The sequence below is a fragment of the Geodermatophilus sp. SYSU D00814 genome (genome assembly GCF_054050055.1).
In genome coordinates this window covers 30,376-46,400 of sequence record NZ_JBJGYP010000026.1, presented here as the reverse complement: position 1 = coordinate 46,400, position 16,025 = coordinate 30,376, and the positions used below count along the sequence as shown (strand labels likewise).

The following is a 16,025-nucleotide window of genomic DNA, read 5'->3' as shown; positions in this document are numbered from 1 at the left end:
GCGGACTCAGCGCGGGGGGAGCGTGTCGGCGAGGACGTCGCTGAGCACGGTGACCGGGGCGCTGTCGACGTCGGGCGGCAGCGTGACGCGGACGAACACCGCCCGGTCGACGGCGGTCCACACGGTGGCCTCGTCGGACTGCTCCACGAACCAGGTGACCTCGTTGATCTGCAGCAGTCCGGCCCCGGCGTCGAGACCCTCCGGCTGCGGCACCCCGCACACCAGCACGACGGCGGGGTCGCCCCAGGCGGCGGCGTAGGGCGTGTCGGAGTCGACCAGGCGGGCGGGCTCGCCGAGCAGGTCCAGCGGCAGCGCGCCCATCAGCGCGGGGCAGGCCGCGTCCGCCTCCGGTGTGGGCGGCGGGACCTCGACCGGCAGCACGGGCAGGTCCTCCGCGCGCTGCTGCCCGGCGCCGCCGCTGACGTCGGCGACCGCGCCGCCGTCGTCGGCACCGCCGTCGTCCCCGTCGTCGTCACCGGCGACCCGGACGAGCACGAGCACCACGACCAGCACGGGGACCACCACGGCCACCGCGACGAGCGCCAGCCGGCGCAGCGGGTCGGGACGCCCGGCCGGTGGCGCCGGCTCCCCGGCGGGGGACTGCGCGCTCAGCTGCTCAGATGTTGACGACGGGGCAGGTCAGCGTGCGGGTGATCCCGTCCACCGACTGCACCCGGGCCACGACCAGGCGGCCGAGCGCGTCGACGCTCTCCGCCTCGGCGCGGACGATCACGTCGTACGGGCCGGTGACGTCCTCGGCCTTCGTCACGCCGGCGATCTCGCTGATCGTCGTGGCCACCTGGGCGGCCTTGCCGACTTCGGTCTGGATCAGGATGTAGGCGTGGACCACGGAACGACCTTCCTCGGGCAGCACGTCCGGCGGCTCCCCGGCCCCGGCTGGTGGACTCGATCGCAACCTACCGCAGCGGGGGGAGGGCACCGGTGACACGGCCCCGACCCCTGACCGGGCGCGGGGACCTCGCCGACACCGTGCGGGTGGTCGGCGAGTTCGGCGTGATCGCCCGCGTGGTGGCCCACGCCGGGTCGGCCGCCGCCGCCGAGGTCGGCCCGGGCGACGACGCGGCGGTGCTGCGCGTCCCCGACGGGCGCGTGGTCGCCACCACCGACGTCCTGGTGGAGGGCCGGCACTTCCGCCGCGACTGGTCCTCGGCCGAGGACGTGGGCCACAAGGCCGCCGCCGCCAACCTCGCCGACGTCGCCGCGATGGGCGGCGTGGCCACCGCGCTGCTCGTCGGGCTGGCCTGCCCGGCCGACACCCCGACCTCGTGGCTGGAGGGGGTCGCCGCCGGCATGGCCGCCGAGTGCGCGCCGCTGGGCGCGGCCGTCGTCGGCGGGGACACGGTGGCCTCGGCGCCCGGCAGCGGCGCGGTCGTGCTGTCGGTCACCGCGCTGGGCGACCTGGGCGGGCGCGCGCCGGTGCTGCGCTCGGGTGCGCGCCCCGGGGACGTGCTGGCGGTGGCCGGGCGGCTGGGCTGGTCGGCCTGCGGGCTGGCCGTGCTGCGCCGGGGCTTCAGCAGCCCGCTGGCCGCCGTCACCGCGCACCGCCGGCCCAGCCCGCCCTACGCCGCCGGCCCCGCCGCGGCCGACGCCGGCGCGACCGCCATGTGCGACGTCAGCGACGGCCTGCTCGCCGACGCCGGGCACCTCGCCACCGACAGCGGCGTCGTCGTCGACGTCGACCGGGCGGCGCTGGTGCGCGCGATGCTCGAGCCGCCGGGGCCGCTGCAGCAGGTGGCGGCCGCCCTCGGCGCCGACCCGCTGGCCTGGGTGCTCACCGGCGGGGAGGACCACGCCCTGCTGGCGACCTTCCCGCGCGGCACGGTGCTGCCCGGGGGCTGGACGGTGGTCGGTCAGGTGCACGAGGGCCGGCCGGGCGTCACGGTGAGCGGCGAGCCGGCGGCCGACGTCGCCGTGGCCGTGGGTGCAGGGGGGACCGGGCATGTCCACTTCGGCTGAGCACCGGCTGCGCGACGGGTCGCTCGCCCGGCTGCGCGCGGTGCCCTACGACGACCCGGTCGCCCGCGACCTCGTCGCGCGGGTGCAGCAGGAGTACGTCGACCGCTACGGCGGCCCCGACGGCGCCGCCGTCGACCCGGCCGAGTTCGTGCCGCCGGCGGGGCTGTTCCTCGTCGCCGAGGTGGACGGGCGCCCCGCCGGCTGCGGCGCCTGGCGCCGGCACACCGACGACGGCGACGACGTCGGGGCGGGCGTCGTCGAGGTCAAGCGGGTCTACGTCGTCCCCGGCTCCCGCCGGCTCGGGCTGGCGCAGGTGCTGGTGCGCGCGCTGGAGGACTCCGCCCGCGCCGCCGGGTACCGGTCGGTGGTCCTCAACTCCGGGGACCGCCAGCCCGAGGCGCTCGCGCTGTACGAGGCGATGGGCTACCGGCCGGTCCCCGGGTACGGCATCTACGCCGAGGCGCCCGGTGCGGTGTTCCTCGGCAGGGACCTGGCGGGACCGGGGGAGGAGGAGCGGCCGTGGGCGTCGTGACGATCTCCGCCTCGTACGGGGCGGGCGGCCCGGAGGTGGGCTCCGCCGTCGCCGAGCGGCTCGGCCTGGCCTTCCACGACCGGGCGATCCCGGCGCGGGTGGCCGGCCGGCTGGGGGTGTCCCGGGACGACGCCGAGGCCAACGACGAGCGTGTCGTGCGCGGCCTGTGGCGGCTGGTGGCCTCGCTCGGGGCGATGCCCGACCCGGTGGGCGGGGTCGTGCCGATCACCGACGAGCCCGACGAGCGGGCCTACCGGGAGCAGACCGAGCGGGTGCTGCGGGAGATCGCCGACGGCGACGGCGGCGTGGTGCTCGGCCGGGCCGGTGCGATGGTGCTGCGCGGGCGGCCCGACGTCCTGCACGTGCGGCTCGACGGGCCGCCGGAGGCGCGGCTGCGGGCGGCGGTCGGGCGCTATGGGCGGCCGGAGGAGGAGCTGCGGCGGGAGATGGAGGCCAACGACCGCACCCGCGAGGCCTACGTGCGGCACTACTACCGGTGCGACCCGGCGTCGGCGCAGCACTACCACCTCGTCGTCGACGGGACGGCGCTGCCGCTGCCGACCGTGGTCGACCTGGTGGTCACCGCGGCCCGCGGCATCGGGCTCTAGTCACACCGAGGACCCCGGAGGTCGATGACCTCCGGGGTCCCGGTGGCGTGCTGGAACGGGCGCCCTCCCGCGGGAGGGGGTGCCTCACCTCAGGCGCGGACGACCTTGCCCGCGCGGATGCAGGAGGTGCAGGCGTTGATGCGGCGGCGGTTGCCGGGGGCGACCAGCGCCCGCACCGACTGGATGTTCGGGTTCCAACGGCGCGGCGTGCGGCGGTGCGAGTGCGACACCGACATACCGAAACCGGGCCCCTTGCCACAGACGTCGCACACGGCAGCCACGGTGGATCACTCCCAGAGAATCGTTCGAAAGACGGCGGTGCACCGACGGCGACCGCGAGACCGTCGACCATCCTAACCGCTCTCCGGCGGCGGCGTCGCCGAGCCCCGGGGGACGCCGTCTCGGGAGCCGGATCGTCGCCGCCCGTGGGTACCCTCCGCCCGTGCTGCAGGCGCTGGACGACGCCGCGGTCGGTCAGTGGTGCCGCACCGCGGTCTCGGCGCTGTCCGCGGCCCGGGACCGCATCGACGAGCTCAACGTCTTCCCCGTGCCCGACGGCGACACCGGCACCAACCTGCTGATGACCGCCGAGGCCGCGGTCGCCGCGCTCGACGCCGCCGCACCGGGGGAGTCGCCGTGGACGGCGCTCTCCCGTGGCGCGGTCCTCGGCGCCCGCGGCAACAGCGGCACGATCTACGCCCAGCTGCTGCGCGGCCTGTCCGACCGGCTCGCCGGCGCCGGCCCCGCCGACGGGCCCGCCCTGGCCGCCGCGCTGCAGGAGGCCGCGCAGGGCGCCTACTCGGCGGTGGCCGACCCCGAGGAGGGCACCTTCCTCACCGTGGCCCGGGCGGGGGCCGAGGCGGCGGGCGCCGCCGTCGCGCAGCGGCGCACCGCGCTGGCCGACGTCGTCGCCGCGGCCGCCGACGGCGCCCGGGCGGCGCTGGAGGCCACCCCCGGCCAGCTCGACGCGCTGCGGGCCGCCGGCGTGGTCGACGCCGGCGGCGCGGGGCTGTGCGTGGTCCTCGACGCGCTGGTCACCACCGTCACCGGCGTCGAGCCGGCCCGCCCGCCGCTGGACCGCCGCCCGCAGCGCCGCACCGACCCGGCGCACGCCCCCCACCAGCCGCCGCCGGGCCCCGGCAGCGAGGTGCAGTACCTGCTCGCCGACGCCGACGAGGCCACGGTCGCCGTCCTGCAGAAGCGCCTGGCCGCCCTCGGCGACAGCCTGGTCGTGGCCGGCGTCGACACCCCGACCGGGCGGCAGTGGAACGTGCACGTGCACACCAACGACATCGGCGGCGCCATCGAGGCCGGCATCGAGGCGGGCCGCCCGCACGGCATCAGCGTCACGCCGCTGGCGCCGGTGCTCCCGGCCGCGCCGGTGCCCGGCCGCCGGGCCGTCGTCGCGGTCGTCCCGGGCGAGGGGCTGGCCCGGCTGTTCGCCGCCGCGGGCGTGCGCGCGGTGCCCTGCGGACCCGGCGGCGTCACCGACGACGACGTGCTCGCCGAGGTGGTCGCCTCCGCGGCCGCCGAGGTGGTCGTGCTGCCCAACGACCCCGCGCTGACCGCGGCCGCCGCCCGCGCCGCCGAGCGCGCCCGCGTGCTCGGCCGCGACGTCGCCGTGGTCCCCACCCGGTCACCGGTGCAGGGGCTCGCGGCGGTCGCCGTCGCCGACCCCGCCCGCCGCTTCGGCGACGACGTCATCGGCATGGCCGAGGCGGCCGCCGCCACCCGCTGGGCCGAGGTCACCGTCGCCGAGCAGGAGGCGCTGACCAGCGCGGGCCCGTGCCGCCCCGGCGACGTGCTGGGCGCGGCGGAGGGCGACGTCGTGGTGGTCGGCCGCGAGCTGGCCGCCGTCGCCTGCGACCTGCTCGACCGGCTGCTGTCGGCCGGCGGGGAGATGGCCACGCTGCTCGTCGGCCCGGACCCCGCGCTCGGCGACGCCGCCTGCGAGCACCTGGCCGCCGCCCACCCGACCGTCGAGGTGGTGCGCTACGAGGGCGGGGACGCGGTCCCGCTGCAGATCGGGGTCGAGTGACGTGGCGGTCGTGACGTGGCGGTGACCCTCGAGACCGACCTCTCGCGCGTGCTGGGCGCCAAGACGGCGAAGGCGATGGCCGAGTCGCTGGACCTGCGCACGGTCCGCGACCTGCTGCGCCACTACCCGCGCCGCTACGCCCGCCGCGGTGAGATGACCCGCCTCGACGACCTGCAGGTCGGCGACCGCGTCACCGTGCTGGCGCAGGTGCGCCGGGTGACCAGCCGGAAGATGCGCAACCGGCCCGGCACGCTCACCGAGGTCACCGTCGGTGACGGCGCCGGGGAGATGCAGCTGGTCTTCTTCAACCGGAGGTTCGGCAAGCTCGAGGAGGGCGCCTGGGGGCTGTTCGCCGGCACGGTCGGCGAGTACCGCAACTCCAAGCAGTTCGCCCACCCCGACTTCCACCTCATCACCGGCGACGACGACGAGGACTGGGCCCGCGCGCTCATCCCGATCTACCCGGCGAGCAAGGACGTCTCCAGCTGGGTGATCCAGAGGTCGGTCCGGCTGCTGCTCGACGCCTCCGGCGGCTTCGGCTTCGTCGAGGACCCGCTGCCGGAGGACCTGCGCCGCCGCCACGGCCTGCCGAGCCTGCCCGCCGCCCTCCTCGACGTGCACCGCCCGACCACGGCCGACGACGTCGAGCACGCCCAGGAGCGGCTCAAGTGGGACGAGGCGCTGATCCTGCAGCTGGTGCTCGCCGCCCGCCGCCGGGCGGCGGCGCTGGAGCCGGGCACCGCCCGCCCGCGCCGCCCGGGCGGCCTGCTCGACGCCGTCGACGCCGCGCTGCCGTTCGCGCTCACCGACGGCCAGCGCGCCGTGGGGGAGGAGCTGGCCGCCGAGCTCTCCCGCGACCAGCCGATGCACCGCCTGCTGCAGGGCGAGGTCGGGTCGGGCAAGACCGTGGTGGCGCTGCGGGCGATGGCGCAGGTCGTCGACGCCGGCGGGCAGGCGGCGCTGCTGGCGCCCACCGAGGTGCTCGCCGCGCAGCACGCGCGCAGCATCGCCGCTCTGCTCGGCCCGCTGGCCCGCGCCGGCGAGCTCGACGGCGACCCCGCCGGCACGAGGGTGGTGCTGCTCACCGGCTCGCTCAAGGCCGCCGCCCGCCGCGAGGCCCGCGCCGCGGTCGCCGACGGCAGCGCCGGCATCGTCGTCGGCACCCACGCGCTGCTGCAGCAGGGCGTCGACTTCGCCGACCTCGGCCTGGTCGTCGTCGACGAGCAGCACCGGTTCGGCGTCGAGCAGCGCGACGCGCTGCGGGCCAAGGGCAACCGGCCCCCGCACGTGCTGGTCATGACCGCCACGCCGATCCCGCGCACCGTCGCCATGACCGTCTACGGCGACCTGGAGACCTCCGTGCTGCGCCAGCTGCCCAGCGGCCGCGGCGGCGTGGCCAGCTCCGTGGTGCCGGTCAGCGACAAGCCCGCCTGGCTCGACCGCGCCTGGGAGCGGCTGCGCGAGGAGGTGGCCGCCGGCCGGCAGGCCTACGTCGTCTGCCCCCGGATCGGCGACGAGGACGCCGGCAGCGAGGACGAGCCCGACGCGGCCGACGCCCCGGAGGAGAGCGGCGGCGACGGCGACCGGCGCCCGCCGCTGGCGGTCCTCGACGTCGCCGAGGCGCTGCACGAGGGCCCGCTGGCCGGCCTGCGGCTGGCGGTGCTGCACGGCCGCATGACGCCGGAGGCGAAGGAGGCGACCATGCAGGCCTTCGCCGCCCGCGAGGTCGACGTCCTCGTCGCCACCACCGTCGTCGAGGTCGGCGTCGACGTGCCCAACGCCACGGTCATGGTCGTCATGGACGCCGACCGCTTCGGCGTCAGCCAGCTCCACCAGCTGCGCGGCCGGGTCGCCCGCGGGAAGCACCAGGGGCTGTGCCTGCTGGTCACCGAGGCCCGCGGGTCGACGTCGACCGGGCAGCGGCTGGCCTCGGTCGCGGGCACCTCCGACGGCTTCGAGCTCGCCCGGCTCGACCTCGAGACCCGCCGCGAGGGCGACGTCCTCGGTGCGGCCCAGTCCGGCCGGCGCTCCAACCTGCGGCTGCTGTCCCTGCTCGAGGACGAGGAGCTCATCGCCGCCGCCCGCGCCGAGGCCACCGACCTGCTCGCCGGCGACCGCGGGCTCGCCGACCACCCGGGGCTGGCCGCCGAGGTGGCCGCGCTGGCCACCGACGAGCGTGCGGAGTACCTCGAGAAGGCATGACGCGACTCATCGCCGGTGCCGCCGGGGGACGGCGGCTGAAGGTGCCGCCCAGCGGCGTGCGGCCCACCGGCGACCGGGCCCGCGAGGGGCTGTTCAACACCCTGGGCACGCTGCTCGACCTCGACGGCGCCACGGTGCTCGACCTCTACGCCGGCTCCGGCGCGCTCGGCCTCGAGGCGCTCTCCCGCGGGGCCGGGCAGGTGGTGCTCGTCGAGAACGGCCCCCGGGTGCTGCCGGTGCTGCGCGCCAACGTCGCCGCCGTCGGCCTGCCCGGCGCGCGGGTGGTCGCCGCGTCGGTGCCCACCGTGGTCGCCGGCCCGCCGCCGGCCCGCTTCGACCTCGTGCTCGCCGACCCGCCCTACGCCGTCCCCGCCGGGACGGTGCGCGGCGTGCTCGCCGCGCTGGTCACGGGGGAGTGGCTCGCGCCGGGGGCGGTGGTCGTCGTCGAGCGGTCCGCGCGCGAGGAGCCGTGGGAGTGGCCGACACCCCTCGTCGGTGTCCGCGAGCGCCGCTACGGGGAGGCCCTGCTCCGGTACGGTCGCGTCCCGTGAGGCGTGCGGTCTGTCCCGGGTCGTTCGACCCGGTCACCAACGGGCACGTCGACGTCATCACCCGGGCCGCCGCGCTGTACGACGAGCTCGTGGTCGCCGTCCTGGTCAACCCGGGCAAGGCCGGGCTGTTCACCGTCGACGAGCGCATGGAGCTGCTGCGCGAGGCCGTCGCGGAGCTGCCCAACGTCGTCGTCGACAGCTTCAGCGGCCTGCTCGTCGACTACTGCCGCAGCCACGACATCCCGGTGGTGGTCAAGGGCCTGCGCGCCGTCGGCGACTTCGAGTACGAGCTGCAGATGGCCCAGATGAACCGCGAGCTCGCCGGCGTCGAGACGCTGTTCGTGCCCACCGCCCCGCAGGTCGGGCACCTGTCCTCCAGCCTGGTCAAGCAGATCGCCACCTTCGGCGGCGACGTGTCCCGGCTCGTGCCCGAGGGCGTCCTCGACCGGCTGCTGGCCAAGCGGGAGGCGTCGTGACCGAGGTCGTGTACCGGCTCTACGAGACCGTCGACGAGCTCAGCCGGGTCATCGAGAACGCCCGCAGCGTGCCCATGTCGGGCTCCTGCATGGTGCCGCGCGACCAGCTGCTCGACCTGCTCGACGACCTGCGGGAGAACCTCCCCGACGAGGTCCACGCCGCCGGCGCGATCGTGGAGCAGCGCACCGAGATCCTCGAGCAGGCCCAGGCGGAGGCCGAGCAGCTCACCGGCCGCACCCGCGAGGACGCCGACCGGCTGGTCGCCGCCGCCCGCCGGCAGCGCGAGGAGATCCTCGGCACCGCCCGCCGCCAGCGCGACGAGGTGCTCGCCCGCGCGCAGGCCGAGGCCGAGGCGCTGCTGACCCAGGCCGAGGCGGAGGCCGACCGGCTGCTCGCCGAGGCCGAGGCCCACCGCGAGGCGGTGCTGGCCGACGCGCAGGCGCAGCAGGCGGAGATGCTCGCCGCCGCGCAGGCCGAGCACGAGCGGCTGGTCACCGAGACCGAGGTCTACCGCGGCGCGGTCGTGCGCTCCGACGAGCTGGGCGCGCAGACCGTCGCCGAGGTCAACCGGATGCGCGCCGAGGTCGACGAGTACGTCGACACCCGGCTGGCCGACTTCGGCAGCACGCTCGAGCGGATGCTGCGCTCGGTGGAGAAGGCCCGCGAGACCCTGCGCGAACCCTGACCGCCGGTCCCGCGACGATCAGGTGACCTGGTCGTCGGGCGTCCTCCCGCACGTCCCACCGTGAGGGAGGACGCCGCACGATCAGGGACCCTGATCGTGGCCGACCCTCGGGGCGTCGGCGGGCACCGGGGATCGGGTAGTCTCGGTTGCTGGTCCGACCGCCGGTGCCGTCCCCGGCCGGGCTCCACCCACTCCCACGACCGCGAGTACCGACATGCCTGCCGCACGATCCGATCGCCCAGGCGCCGCGTCCACCCAGGCCCGGCGCCCCGCCGCCAACCCCTGGGCCGTGGAGCTGCGCGAGCTCGGCCGTCGCGCCGGCTCGATGCAGGAGCTCGACCGCACGATCCCCGCGCCCGCCGGCTGGAAGCTCGAGCTCGTCGGCGTGCCCGAGGGCGCCCCGGTGCACCTGCGGCTGCGGCTGGAGTCGGTGATGGAGGGCGTGCTCGTCTCCGGCGACGTCGAGGTCCCGGTCGAGGGCCAGTGCGCCCGCTGCCTGGACCCGTTCGCCGACACCCTCGGGCTCGACGTCCAGGAGCTCTACGCCTACCCGGGCAGCACCACCGAGGCCACCAGCGAGGAGGACGAGGTCCGCCTCGTCGAGGGTGAGCGCATCGACCTCGAGCCGATGGTCCGCGACACCGTCGTCCTCGCCCTCCCGCTCTCGCCCACCTGCACCGAGGACTGCGCCGGCCTGTGCTCCGGCTGCGGGCAGCGCCTCGACGACCTCCCGGCCGACCACTCCCACGAGCTGGTCGACCCCCGCTGGGCCGGCCTCGCCGGCCGTTTCACCACCGGAGCGGTCGACGACCGTCCGGGCGACCCTGAGGAGAACTGACCGTGGCCGTCCCGAAGCGGAAGATGTCCCGCGCCAACACCCGCGCCCGCCGGTCGCAGTGGAAGGCGAGCGCCCCCACGCTCGCCCCCTGCCCGAACCGCGCCTGCGGCCAGCTCAAGCCGCCGCACCAGGCCTGCCCGAACTGCGGCCAGCACGCCGGCCGCCAGGTCCTCTCCGTCTGACCCGGCCGGACGTGGGCAGCGCCGCCGGTACCCCGGTCGTCCCCGTGGGCACCTCGCCCGCGGGGCAGGCGCACGCCGACCGCGCGGCCGCCTGGCTGCTCGACGCCCTCGGCGTCGAGCTGCCCGGCGGCCTGCTGGCGTTGGCGCTGACCCACCGCTCCTACGCCTACGAGCACGGCGGCCTGCCGACCAACGAGCGGCTGGAGTTCCTCGGCGACGCCGTGCTCGGCCTGGTCGTCACCGACGAGCTCTACCGCAGCCAGCCCGACCTGCCCGAGGGCCGGCTGGCGAAGCTGCGCGCGTCGGTGGTCAACATGAACTCGCTGGCCGGCGTCGCCCGGCGGCTGGGCGCCGGCGGGCTGGGGCCGCACCTGCTGCTCGGCCGCGGTGAGGAGACCACCGGCGGGCGGGAGAAGGACTCGATCCTCGCGGACGCGCTGGAGGCGCTCATCGGGGCGGTGCACCTGGGCCTGGGCCTGGACGCCGCGAGCGCGCTGGTGCACCGGCTGTTCGACCCGCTGCTGCGCGAGGCGGCCACCCGCGGCGCCGGCCTGGACTGGAAGACCAGCCTGCAGGAGCTCGGCGCCGCCCGCGGCCTGGGCGCCCCCGTCTACGACGTCGACGACGAGGGCCCGCCGCACGCCAAGACCTTCACCGCGGCGGTGTCGCTGGCCGGCGTCGTCCGCGGGACCGGAACCGGTCGGACCAAGAAGGCCGCCGAGCAGGTGGCCGCGGAGGCCGCCTGGCGCGCCGTCTCGGCCGAGGAGCCGGCCGCGGCCGACGCGGAGTAGCGCCGTGCCCGAGCTGCCCGAGGTCGAGGTGGTGCGGCGCGGCCTGGAGCGGTGGGTCGCCGGACGGACAGTGGCCGCCGTCGAGGTGCACCACCCGCGCGCGGTCCGCCGGCACCTCGAGGGCGCCGACCACTTCGTCGAGGCGCTGACCGGCCGCACGTTCGCCGCCGCGCACCGCCGCGGCAAGTACCTGTGGCTGCCGCTCACCGAGCCCGACGGCGCCCCGTCGGGGCGCGCGATGGTCGCCCACCTCGGCATGAGCGGCCAGCTGCTCGTCGAGAAGCGCACGCAGCCCGACGAGACCCACCTGCGCGCCCGGTTCACCTTCACCGACGGCGGCCGCGAGCTGCGCTTCGTCGACCAGCGGACGTTCGGCGGGCTGGCGGTGGAGGACGCTGAGGGGGAGGCGATCCCGCAGCGGCTGGCGCACATCGCGATCGACCCGCTGGACCCCTCCTTCGACGAGGCCGGGTTCAGCGCCGCGCTGCGGCGACGGCGCACCGAGGTCAAGCGCGCCCTGCTCGACCAGACGCTGATCGGCGGCGTCGGCAACATCTACGCCGACGAGTCGCTGTGGCGCGCGAAGCTGCACGGCACGCGGCCCACCGACCGGCTCACCCGCGCCCAGGTCGCCGACCTGCTCGACGGCGTGCGCAGCGTGCTCGGGGAGGCGCTGGCGCAGGGCGGCACCTCCTTCGACTCCCTCTACGTCGACGTCAACGGCCAGAGCGGCTACTTCTCCCGCTTCCTCGCCGTCTACGGGCAGGTCGACCGGCCCTGCCCGCGCTGCGGCACGCCGATCGTGCGCGAGTCCTTCATGAACCGCTCGAGCTACAGCTGCCCGACCTGCCAGCCGCGGCCCCGGACGAGGCGCACGTGAGCGCGATCCGGGTGCACGCGCTGGTGTCCGGCCACGTGCAGGGGGTGGGCTACCGCTGGTTCGTCCGCGGCCTGGCCGACTCCGCCGGGCTGTCGGGGTGGGCGCGCAACCTGCCCGACGGCCGCGTCGAGGTGGAGCTGGAGGGACCGGCCGACGCCGTGCGGGCCGTCGTCGCCGCGCTCGAGGGCCCGCGCGCGCCCGGAGCGGTGACCGCCGTGGTGCACGAGGAGCGTGCGGTGCAGGGGGGATCGGGCTTCACGACAGCGTGACGAAGACGACATCGCGCCGACACATCAGGCGTCGAGTGTGGCCGTTGACCTGCGTCTCTGGGGGTGTCACTCTGGAGGTACCGAGCCCGCGCCGACCGACTCTCCGGGGCGGCGGGCACCCCCTCTCGCTGTCGGAAAGGCCGTTTCCGCCATGGCCAAGGCCCTCTTCGGTTCTGTCGTATCCCCCGCGGAGCTCCGCGTCCTCGACGAGAACGCGGTCCTGCGCGCCAAGGTGCGCCGTCTGGAGCAGGAGCTGACCGAACTGCGCGCCCAGCGGGACGCCGCCCGTGACGCCGTCCTCGCCTCCGAGCTGCTGAGCCTGGCCGGCGACAACGCCCAGCCTGCGCTCGCCTGACGTCTGCGCAGTACACCCGGCGCGCGTGACCGCCGCCGGGTGACGGCCGTGTCCACATGCACCTCTCCAGCCTGACGCTGAAGGGCTTCAAGTCCTTCGCGTCCGCCACGACGCTGCGCCTGGAGCCGGGCATCACCGCCGTCGTCGGGCCCAACGGCTCGGGCAAGTCCAACGTCGTCGACGCCATCGCCTGGGTCCTCGGCGAGCAGGGCGCGAAGACCCTGCGCGGCGGCAAGATGGAGGACGTCATCTTCGCCGGCACCGCCGGCCGCCCGGCGCTGGGCCGCGCCGAGGTCACGCTCACCATCGACAACGCCGACGGCGCCCTGCCGATCGACTACACCGAGGTCTCGGTCACCCGCCGCATGTACCGCTCCGGGGAGAGCGAGTACGAGATCAACGGCGACAAGGTGCGTCTGCTCGACGTGCAGGAGCTGCTCAGCGACGCCGGCATCGGCCGCGAGATGCACGTCATCGTCGGCCAGGGGCAGCTCGACGCCGTCCTGTCCGGGCGCCCCGAGGACCGCCGCGCCTTCGTCGAGGAGGCCGCCGGCGTCCTCAAGCACCGCAAGCGCAAGGAGAAGGCGCTCCGCAAGCTCGACGCGATGCAGGCCAACCTCGACCGGCTGGCCGACCTGACCGCCGAGCTGCGCCGCCAGCTCAAGCCGCTGGGCCGCCAGGCCGAGGTCGCCCGCCGGGCCGCCGGCGTGCAGGCCGAGCTGCGCGACGCGCGGCTGCGGCTGCTCGCCGACGACCTCGTCGGGCTGCGCGACGCGCTGGACAAGGACGTCGCCGACGAGGCCGCCGCCCGCGCCCGCCGCGCCGTCGTCGAGGCCGAGCTGGGCACCGTGTCGCGGCGGGAGAGCGAGCTGGAGACGGCGCAGGCCGCCGACGCCCCGCGCCTGGCCGCCGCGCAGGACACCTGGTACCGGCTGTCCGCGCTCACCGAGCGCTTCCGCGGCATCGCCCAGCTCGCCGCCGAGCGGCACCGCCACCTGTCGGCCGCGGCACCGGCGGGCACCGGCGGCCGCGACCCCGAGCAGTTGGAGGCCGAGGCCGACCGGGTCGCGGCCACCGAGACCGAGCTCGCCGCCGGACTGGAGGCCGAGCGCTGCCGGCTGGCCGCCGCCGTCGCCGCCCGCGCGCAGGTGGAGGAGGCGCTGGCCGCGGAGGAGCGCGCCTGGGTGGCCGCCACCCGCGCGCTGGCCGACCGCCGCGAGGGCCTGGCCCGCCTGTCGGGCAAGGTCGCCGCCGGCCGGTCGCGGGCGGCCGCCGGCCAGGCCGAGGTGCAGCGCCTCGCCCAGTCCGCCGCGGAGGCCGCCGCCCGCGCCGACGCCGCGCAGGCCCGGCTCGACGAGCGCCGCGCCGCGGTCCCCGACGCCGACGACGAGGACGTCGCCCTGGTCACCGCGCACACCGACGCCGTCGCCGCGCACACCGCCGCCGCGCGCGCCGTCACCGAGCTCGCCGACGCCGAGCGCGCCGCCGAGCGCGACCGCGCCTCCTGGGCCGCCCGCCGCGACGCGCTCGCGCTGGGCCTGACCCCCGCCGACGGCGCCGCCGCCGTCCTGGCGTCCGGCCTGCCGGGCGTGCTCGGGCCGGTGGCCGAGCGGGTCACCGTCGCACCCGGGGCCGAGGTGCCGCTCGCGGCGGCGCTGGGCGGGCTCGCCGAGGCCGTCGTCGTCGCCGGGGTGGACGACGCCGCCGCCGCGCTGGCGCACCTGCGCGACGCCGGCGCGGGCCGGGCCGGGCTGCTGGTCACCGGCGGCCCGCCGCCGCTGCCGCGCGAGGGCTGGCCGGTGCTGCCGGAGGGCCTGCGGTGGGCGGTGGACCTCGTCGAGGCCCCCGAGGAGCTGCGGCCGGCGCTGGCCCGGGCGCTCGACCGCGTCGCCGTCGTCCCGACCCTGGACGTCGCGGCGGCGCTGGTCGCCGCGCACCCGCGGGTGCGCGCGGTGACCGCCGACGGCGACCTCGTCGGCGCCGACCGGGCCGCCGGCGGGTCGGCCGACGCGCCGTCGAACCTGGAGGTGCGGGCCCGGGTCGACGAGGCCGAGCGCGAGCTCGCCGCCGCGGTTGCCCGCGCCGCCGACCTCGCCGACCGGCTGGCCGCGGCCCGGGAGGACGCCCGCGCCCGCTCGGCCGACGTCGAGGCGGCGCTGGCCGCCCGGCAGGCCGCCGACCGCAGCCGCTCGAGGCTCGCCGCCGAGCTCGCCGAGCTCGGGGCGGCCGCGCGGTCGGCGGCGGCGGAAGCGGAGCGCTCGGCCGCGGCGCAGCGGCGGGCCGAGCGGGCGCTGGAGGAGTCGCAGGCCGGGCTGGGAGAGCTCGAGGCGCGACTGGCCGAGGCCGAGGCCGCGCCGGCCGCGGAGGAGCCCGACGCCGGGGACCGCGACCGGCTGCGGCTGGAGGTCGCCGCCGCGCGGCAGGCCGAGACCGAGGCCCGGCTGGCCGTGCGCACCGCCGAGGAGCGCGCCCGCGCCCTGTCCGGCCGCGCCGAGGCGCTGCGCCGCCAGGCCCGGCAGGAGCGGGCCGCCCGCGAGCGGGCCGCCGCCGCCCGGCTGGCCCGCCGCCGCGGGGCCGAGGTCGCCGCGCGGGTGCGCGCCGGCGCCGAGGAGGCGCTCACCGCGCTGGCCGGCTCACTCGCCCGGGCCGCCGCCGAGCGCGACCGGCTCGCCGCCGAGCGCAGCACCCGCGAGGCCGAGCTGCTCGAGGTGCGCACCCGGGTCCGCGCCGCGACCGGGGAGCTGGAGCGGCTGACCGACGAGGTGCACCGCGACGAGGTCGCCCGCGCCGAGCAGCGGCTGCGCATCGAGGCGCTGGAGGAGCGGGCCGTCGAGGAGTTCGGCGTCGACCTGCCCACGCTGGTGGCCGAGTACGGCCCGGCCGCGCCGGTGCCGCCCGCGCCGGCGCAGGTGGCCGCCGCCGAGGCCGCGGGCGAGCCCGAGCCGGCGCCGGTGCCCTACGACCGGGCCGCGCAGGAGCGCCGCGCCGCCCGCGCCGAGCGCGACCTGGCCACCCTGGGCCGGGTCAACCCGCTGGCGCTGGAGGAGTTCGCGGCGCTGGAGGAGCGGCACACCTTCCTCGCCACCCAGCTCGAGGACCTCAAGGCCACCCGCCGCGACCTGCTCACCGTCGTCCGCGAGGTCGACGGGCGCATCCACGACGTGTTCGCCGCGGCCTTCGCCGACGTCTCCCGCGAGTTCGAGGGCGTCTTCGCCACGCTGTTCCCCGGCGGTCAGGGGCGGCTGGTGCTCACCGACCCCGAGGACATGCTCACCACCGGCGTGGAGATCGAGGCGCGGCCGCCGGGCAAGAAGGTCAAGCGGCTGTCACTGCTGTCCGGCGGGGAGCGCTCGCTGACCGCCGTCGCGCTGCTGGTGGCGATCTTCCGGGCGCGGCCCTCGCCGTTCTACGTGCTCGACGAGGTCGAGGCCGCCCTCGACGACGTCAACCTGGGCCGGCTGCTCACCCTGGTCGAGCAGCTGCGGGCGACCTCGCAGCTCATCGTCATCACCCACCAGAAGCGCACGATGGAGATCGCCGACGCGCTCTACGGCGTGAGCATGCGCGGCGACGGCATCACCGGCGTCATCAGCCAGCGGCTGCGCGAGCCCGATCCGGCCCAGGCATAGGAAGCTCTCCC

The 16,025-nt window shown here is 77.4% G+C and carries 18 protein-coding genes; 15 read left to right on the top strand and 3 right to left on the bottom strand.

The window, feature by feature from the left end:
* Nucleotides 1–6: 6 nt before the first annotated feature.
* Together ACI780_RS18800 and ACI780_RS18795 are read right to left on the bottom strand one after the other, a co-directional pair.
* On the bottom strand, nt 7–531 hold the full coding sequence (locus ACI780_RS18800) for a DUF3515 domain-containing protein (RefSeq protein WP_457004881.1): 525 nt from the start codon (nt 529–531) through the stop codon (nt 7–9).
* Nucleotides 532–616: 85 nt separating this feature from the next.
* Entirely contained in the window at nt 617–850 is a 234-nt protein-coding gene (locus tag ACI780_RS18795) for an Lrp/AsnC ligand binding domain-containing protein (RefSeq protein ID WP_089402490.1), read from the bottom strand.
* Nucleotides 851–942: 92 nt separating this feature from the next.
* Here ACI780_RS18795 and ACI780_RS18790 point away from each other — a divergent pair, with 92 nt between their 5' ends.
* The 3 genes from ACI780_RS18790 to ACI780_RS18780 are packed head-to-tail and all read left to right on the top strand — an operon-like array spanning nt 943 to nt 3,117.
* Nucleotides 943–1,977, top strand: a complete 1,035-nt coding sequence (locus tag ACI780_RS18790; RefSeq protein ID WP_457004879.1) for a thiamine-phosphate kinase — start codon at nt 943–945, stop codon at nt 1,975–1,977.
* Nucleotides 1,961–2,509 (top strand): GNAT family N-acetyltransferase, encoded by a 549-nt coding sequence (locus ACI780_RS18785; RefSeq protein ID WP_457004877.1) that lies wholly within the window; start codon nt 1,961–1,963, stop codon nt 2,507–2,509. The genes ACI780_RS18790 and ACI780_RS18785 overlap by 17 nt, the downstream gene beginning before the upstream one ends.
* Complete coding sequence (locus tag ACI780_RS18780) at nt 2,497–3,117, top strand: cytidylate kinase-like family protein (protein ID WP_456870449.1); 621 nt, start codon at nt 2,497–2,499, stop codon at nt 3,115–3,117. The genes ACI780_RS18785 and ACI780_RS18780 overlap by 13 nt, the downstream gene beginning before the upstream one ends.
* An 89-nt stretch (nt 3,118–3,206) precedes the next feature.
* Here the strand turns inward: ACI780_RS18780 and rpmB are convergent, their stop codons facing one another.
* Nucleotides 3,207–3,389 carry a 50S ribosomal protein L28 gene (gene rpmB / locus ACI780_RS18775; protein WP_425283681.1) on the bottom strand — a complete coding sequence of 61 codons (183 nt, stop codon included), beginning with the start codon at nt 3,387–3,389 and terminating at the stop codon, nt 3,207–3,209.
* Nucleotides 3,390–3,559: 170 nt separating this feature from the next.
* Between rpmB and ACI780_RS18770 the strand changes: the two genes are divergently transcribed.
* The 12 genes from ACI780_RS18770 to smc all read left to right on the top strand — a co-directional run bounded on the left by ACI780_RS18770 (nt 3,560) and on the right by smc (nt 16,014).
* The gene (locus ACI780_RS18770) at nt 3,560–5,155 is read left to right on the top strand and encodes a DAK2 domain-containing protein (RefSeq protein WP_456870450.1); all 1,596 of its coding nucleotides are present in this window, start codon (nt 3,560–3,562) and stop codon (nt 5,153–5,155) included.
* 21 nt (nt 5,156–5,176) lie between these two features.
* The gene (gene recG, locus ACI780_RS18765) at nt 5,177–7,357 is read left to right on the top strand and encodes an ATP-dependent DNA helicase RecG (RefSeq protein WP_456870451.1); all 2,181 of its coding nucleotides are present in this window, start codon (nt 5,177–5,179) and stop codon (nt 7,355–7,357) included.
* Nucleotides 7,354–7,908 (top strand): 16S rRNA (guanine(966)-N(2))-methyltransferase RsmD, encoded by a 555-nt coding sequence (gene rsmD, locus ACI780_RS18760; protein ID WP_456870452.1) that lies wholly within the window; start codon nt 7,354–7,356, stop codon nt 7,906–7,908. The genes recG and rsmD overlap by 4 nt, the downstream gene beginning before the upstream one ends.
* Nucleotides 7,905–8,384 carry a pantetheine-phosphate adenylyltransferase gene (coaD, locus tag ACI780_RS18755; RefSeq protein WP_456870453.1) on the top strand — a complete coding sequence of 160 codons (480 nt, stop codon included), beginning with the start codon at nt 7,905–7,907 and terminating at the stop codon, nt 8,382–8,384. Before rsmD ends, coaD begins: the two co-directional genes overlap by 4 nt.
* On the top strand, nt 8,381–9,070 hold the full coding sequence (locus ACI780_RS18750; RefSeq protein ID WP_456870454.1) for a hypothetical protein: 690 nt from the start codon (nt 8,381–8,383) through the stop codon (nt 9,068–9,070). Before coaD ends, ACI780_RS18750 begins: the two co-directional genes overlap by 4 nt.
* Before the next feature lie 289 nt (nt 9,071–9,359).
* The gene (locus tag ACI780_RS18745; protein WP_456870455.1) at nt 9,360–9,908 is read left to right on the top strand and encodes a YceD family protein; all 549 of its coding nucleotides are present in this window, start codon (nt 9,360–9,362) and stop codon (nt 9,906–9,908) included.
* 2 nt (nt 9,909–9,910) lie between these two features.
* Nucleotides 9,911–10,090: a 50S ribosomal protein L32 gene (rpmF, locus tag ACI780_RS18740; protein WP_089402499.1), complete on the top strand. Its 180-nt coding sequence runs from the start codon at nt 9,911–9,913 to the stop codon at nt 10,088–10,090.
* Nucleotides 10,091–10,134: 44 nt separating this feature from the next.
* Nucleotides 10,135–10,881, top strand: coding sequence for a ribonuclease III (gene rnc / locus ACI780_RS18735; protein WP_456870456.1), 747 nt, complete (start codon nt 10,135–10,137; stop codon nt 10,879–10,881).
* Between the two features lie 4 nt (nt 10,882–10,885).
* On the top strand, nt 10,886–11,761 hold the full coding sequence (mutM, locus tag ACI780_RS18730) for a bifunctional DNA-formamidopyrimidine glycosylase/DNA-(apurinic or apyrimidinic site) lyase (RefSeq protein ID WP_456870457.1): 876 nt from the start codon (nt 10,886–10,888) through the stop codon (nt 11,759–11,761).
* Nucleotides 11,758–12,030 carry an acylphosphatase gene (locus ACI780_RS18725; protein ID WP_457004872.1) on the top strand — a complete coding sequence of 91 codons (273 nt, stop codon included), beginning with the start codon at nt 11,758–11,760 and terminating at the stop codon, nt 12,028–12,030. The genes mutM and ACI780_RS18725 overlap by 4 nt, the downstream gene beginning before the upstream one ends.
* Before the next feature lie 151 nt (nt 12,031–12,181).
* Nucleotides 12,182–12,385, top strand: a complete 204-nt coding sequence (locus tag ACI780_RS18720; protein WP_456870459.1) for a hypothetical protein — start codon at nt 12,182–12,184, stop codon at nt 12,383–12,385.
* Between the two features lie 56 nt (nt 12,386–12,441).
* Nucleotides 12,442–16,014 (top strand): chromosome segregation protein SMC, encoded by a 3,573-nt coding sequence (smc, locus tag ACI780_RS18715; RefSeq protein WP_457004870.1) that lies wholly within the window; start codon nt 12,442–12,444, stop codon nt 16,012–16,014.
* Nucleotides 16,015–16,025 lie beyond the last annotated feature (11 nt).

Bases quoted from the DNA above. Each gene is read 5' to 3' on its own strand.
- ACI780_RS18785 (WP_457004877.1), top strand. From the start codon at position 1,961: ATGTCCACTTCGGCTGAGCACCGGCTGCGCGACGGGTCGCTCGCCCGG.
- rsmD (WP_456870452.1), top strand. From the start codon at position 7,354: ATGACGCGACTCATCGCCGGTGCCGCCGGGGGACGGCGGCTGAAGGTG.
- ACI780_RS18720 (WP_456870459.1), top strand. From the start codon at position 12,182: ATGGCCAAGGCCCTCTTCGGTTCTGTCGTATCCCCCGCGGAGCTCCGC.
- smc (WP_457004870.1), top strand. From the start codon at position 12,442: ATGCACCTCTCCAGCCTGACGCTGAAGGGCTTCAAGTCCTTCGCGTCC.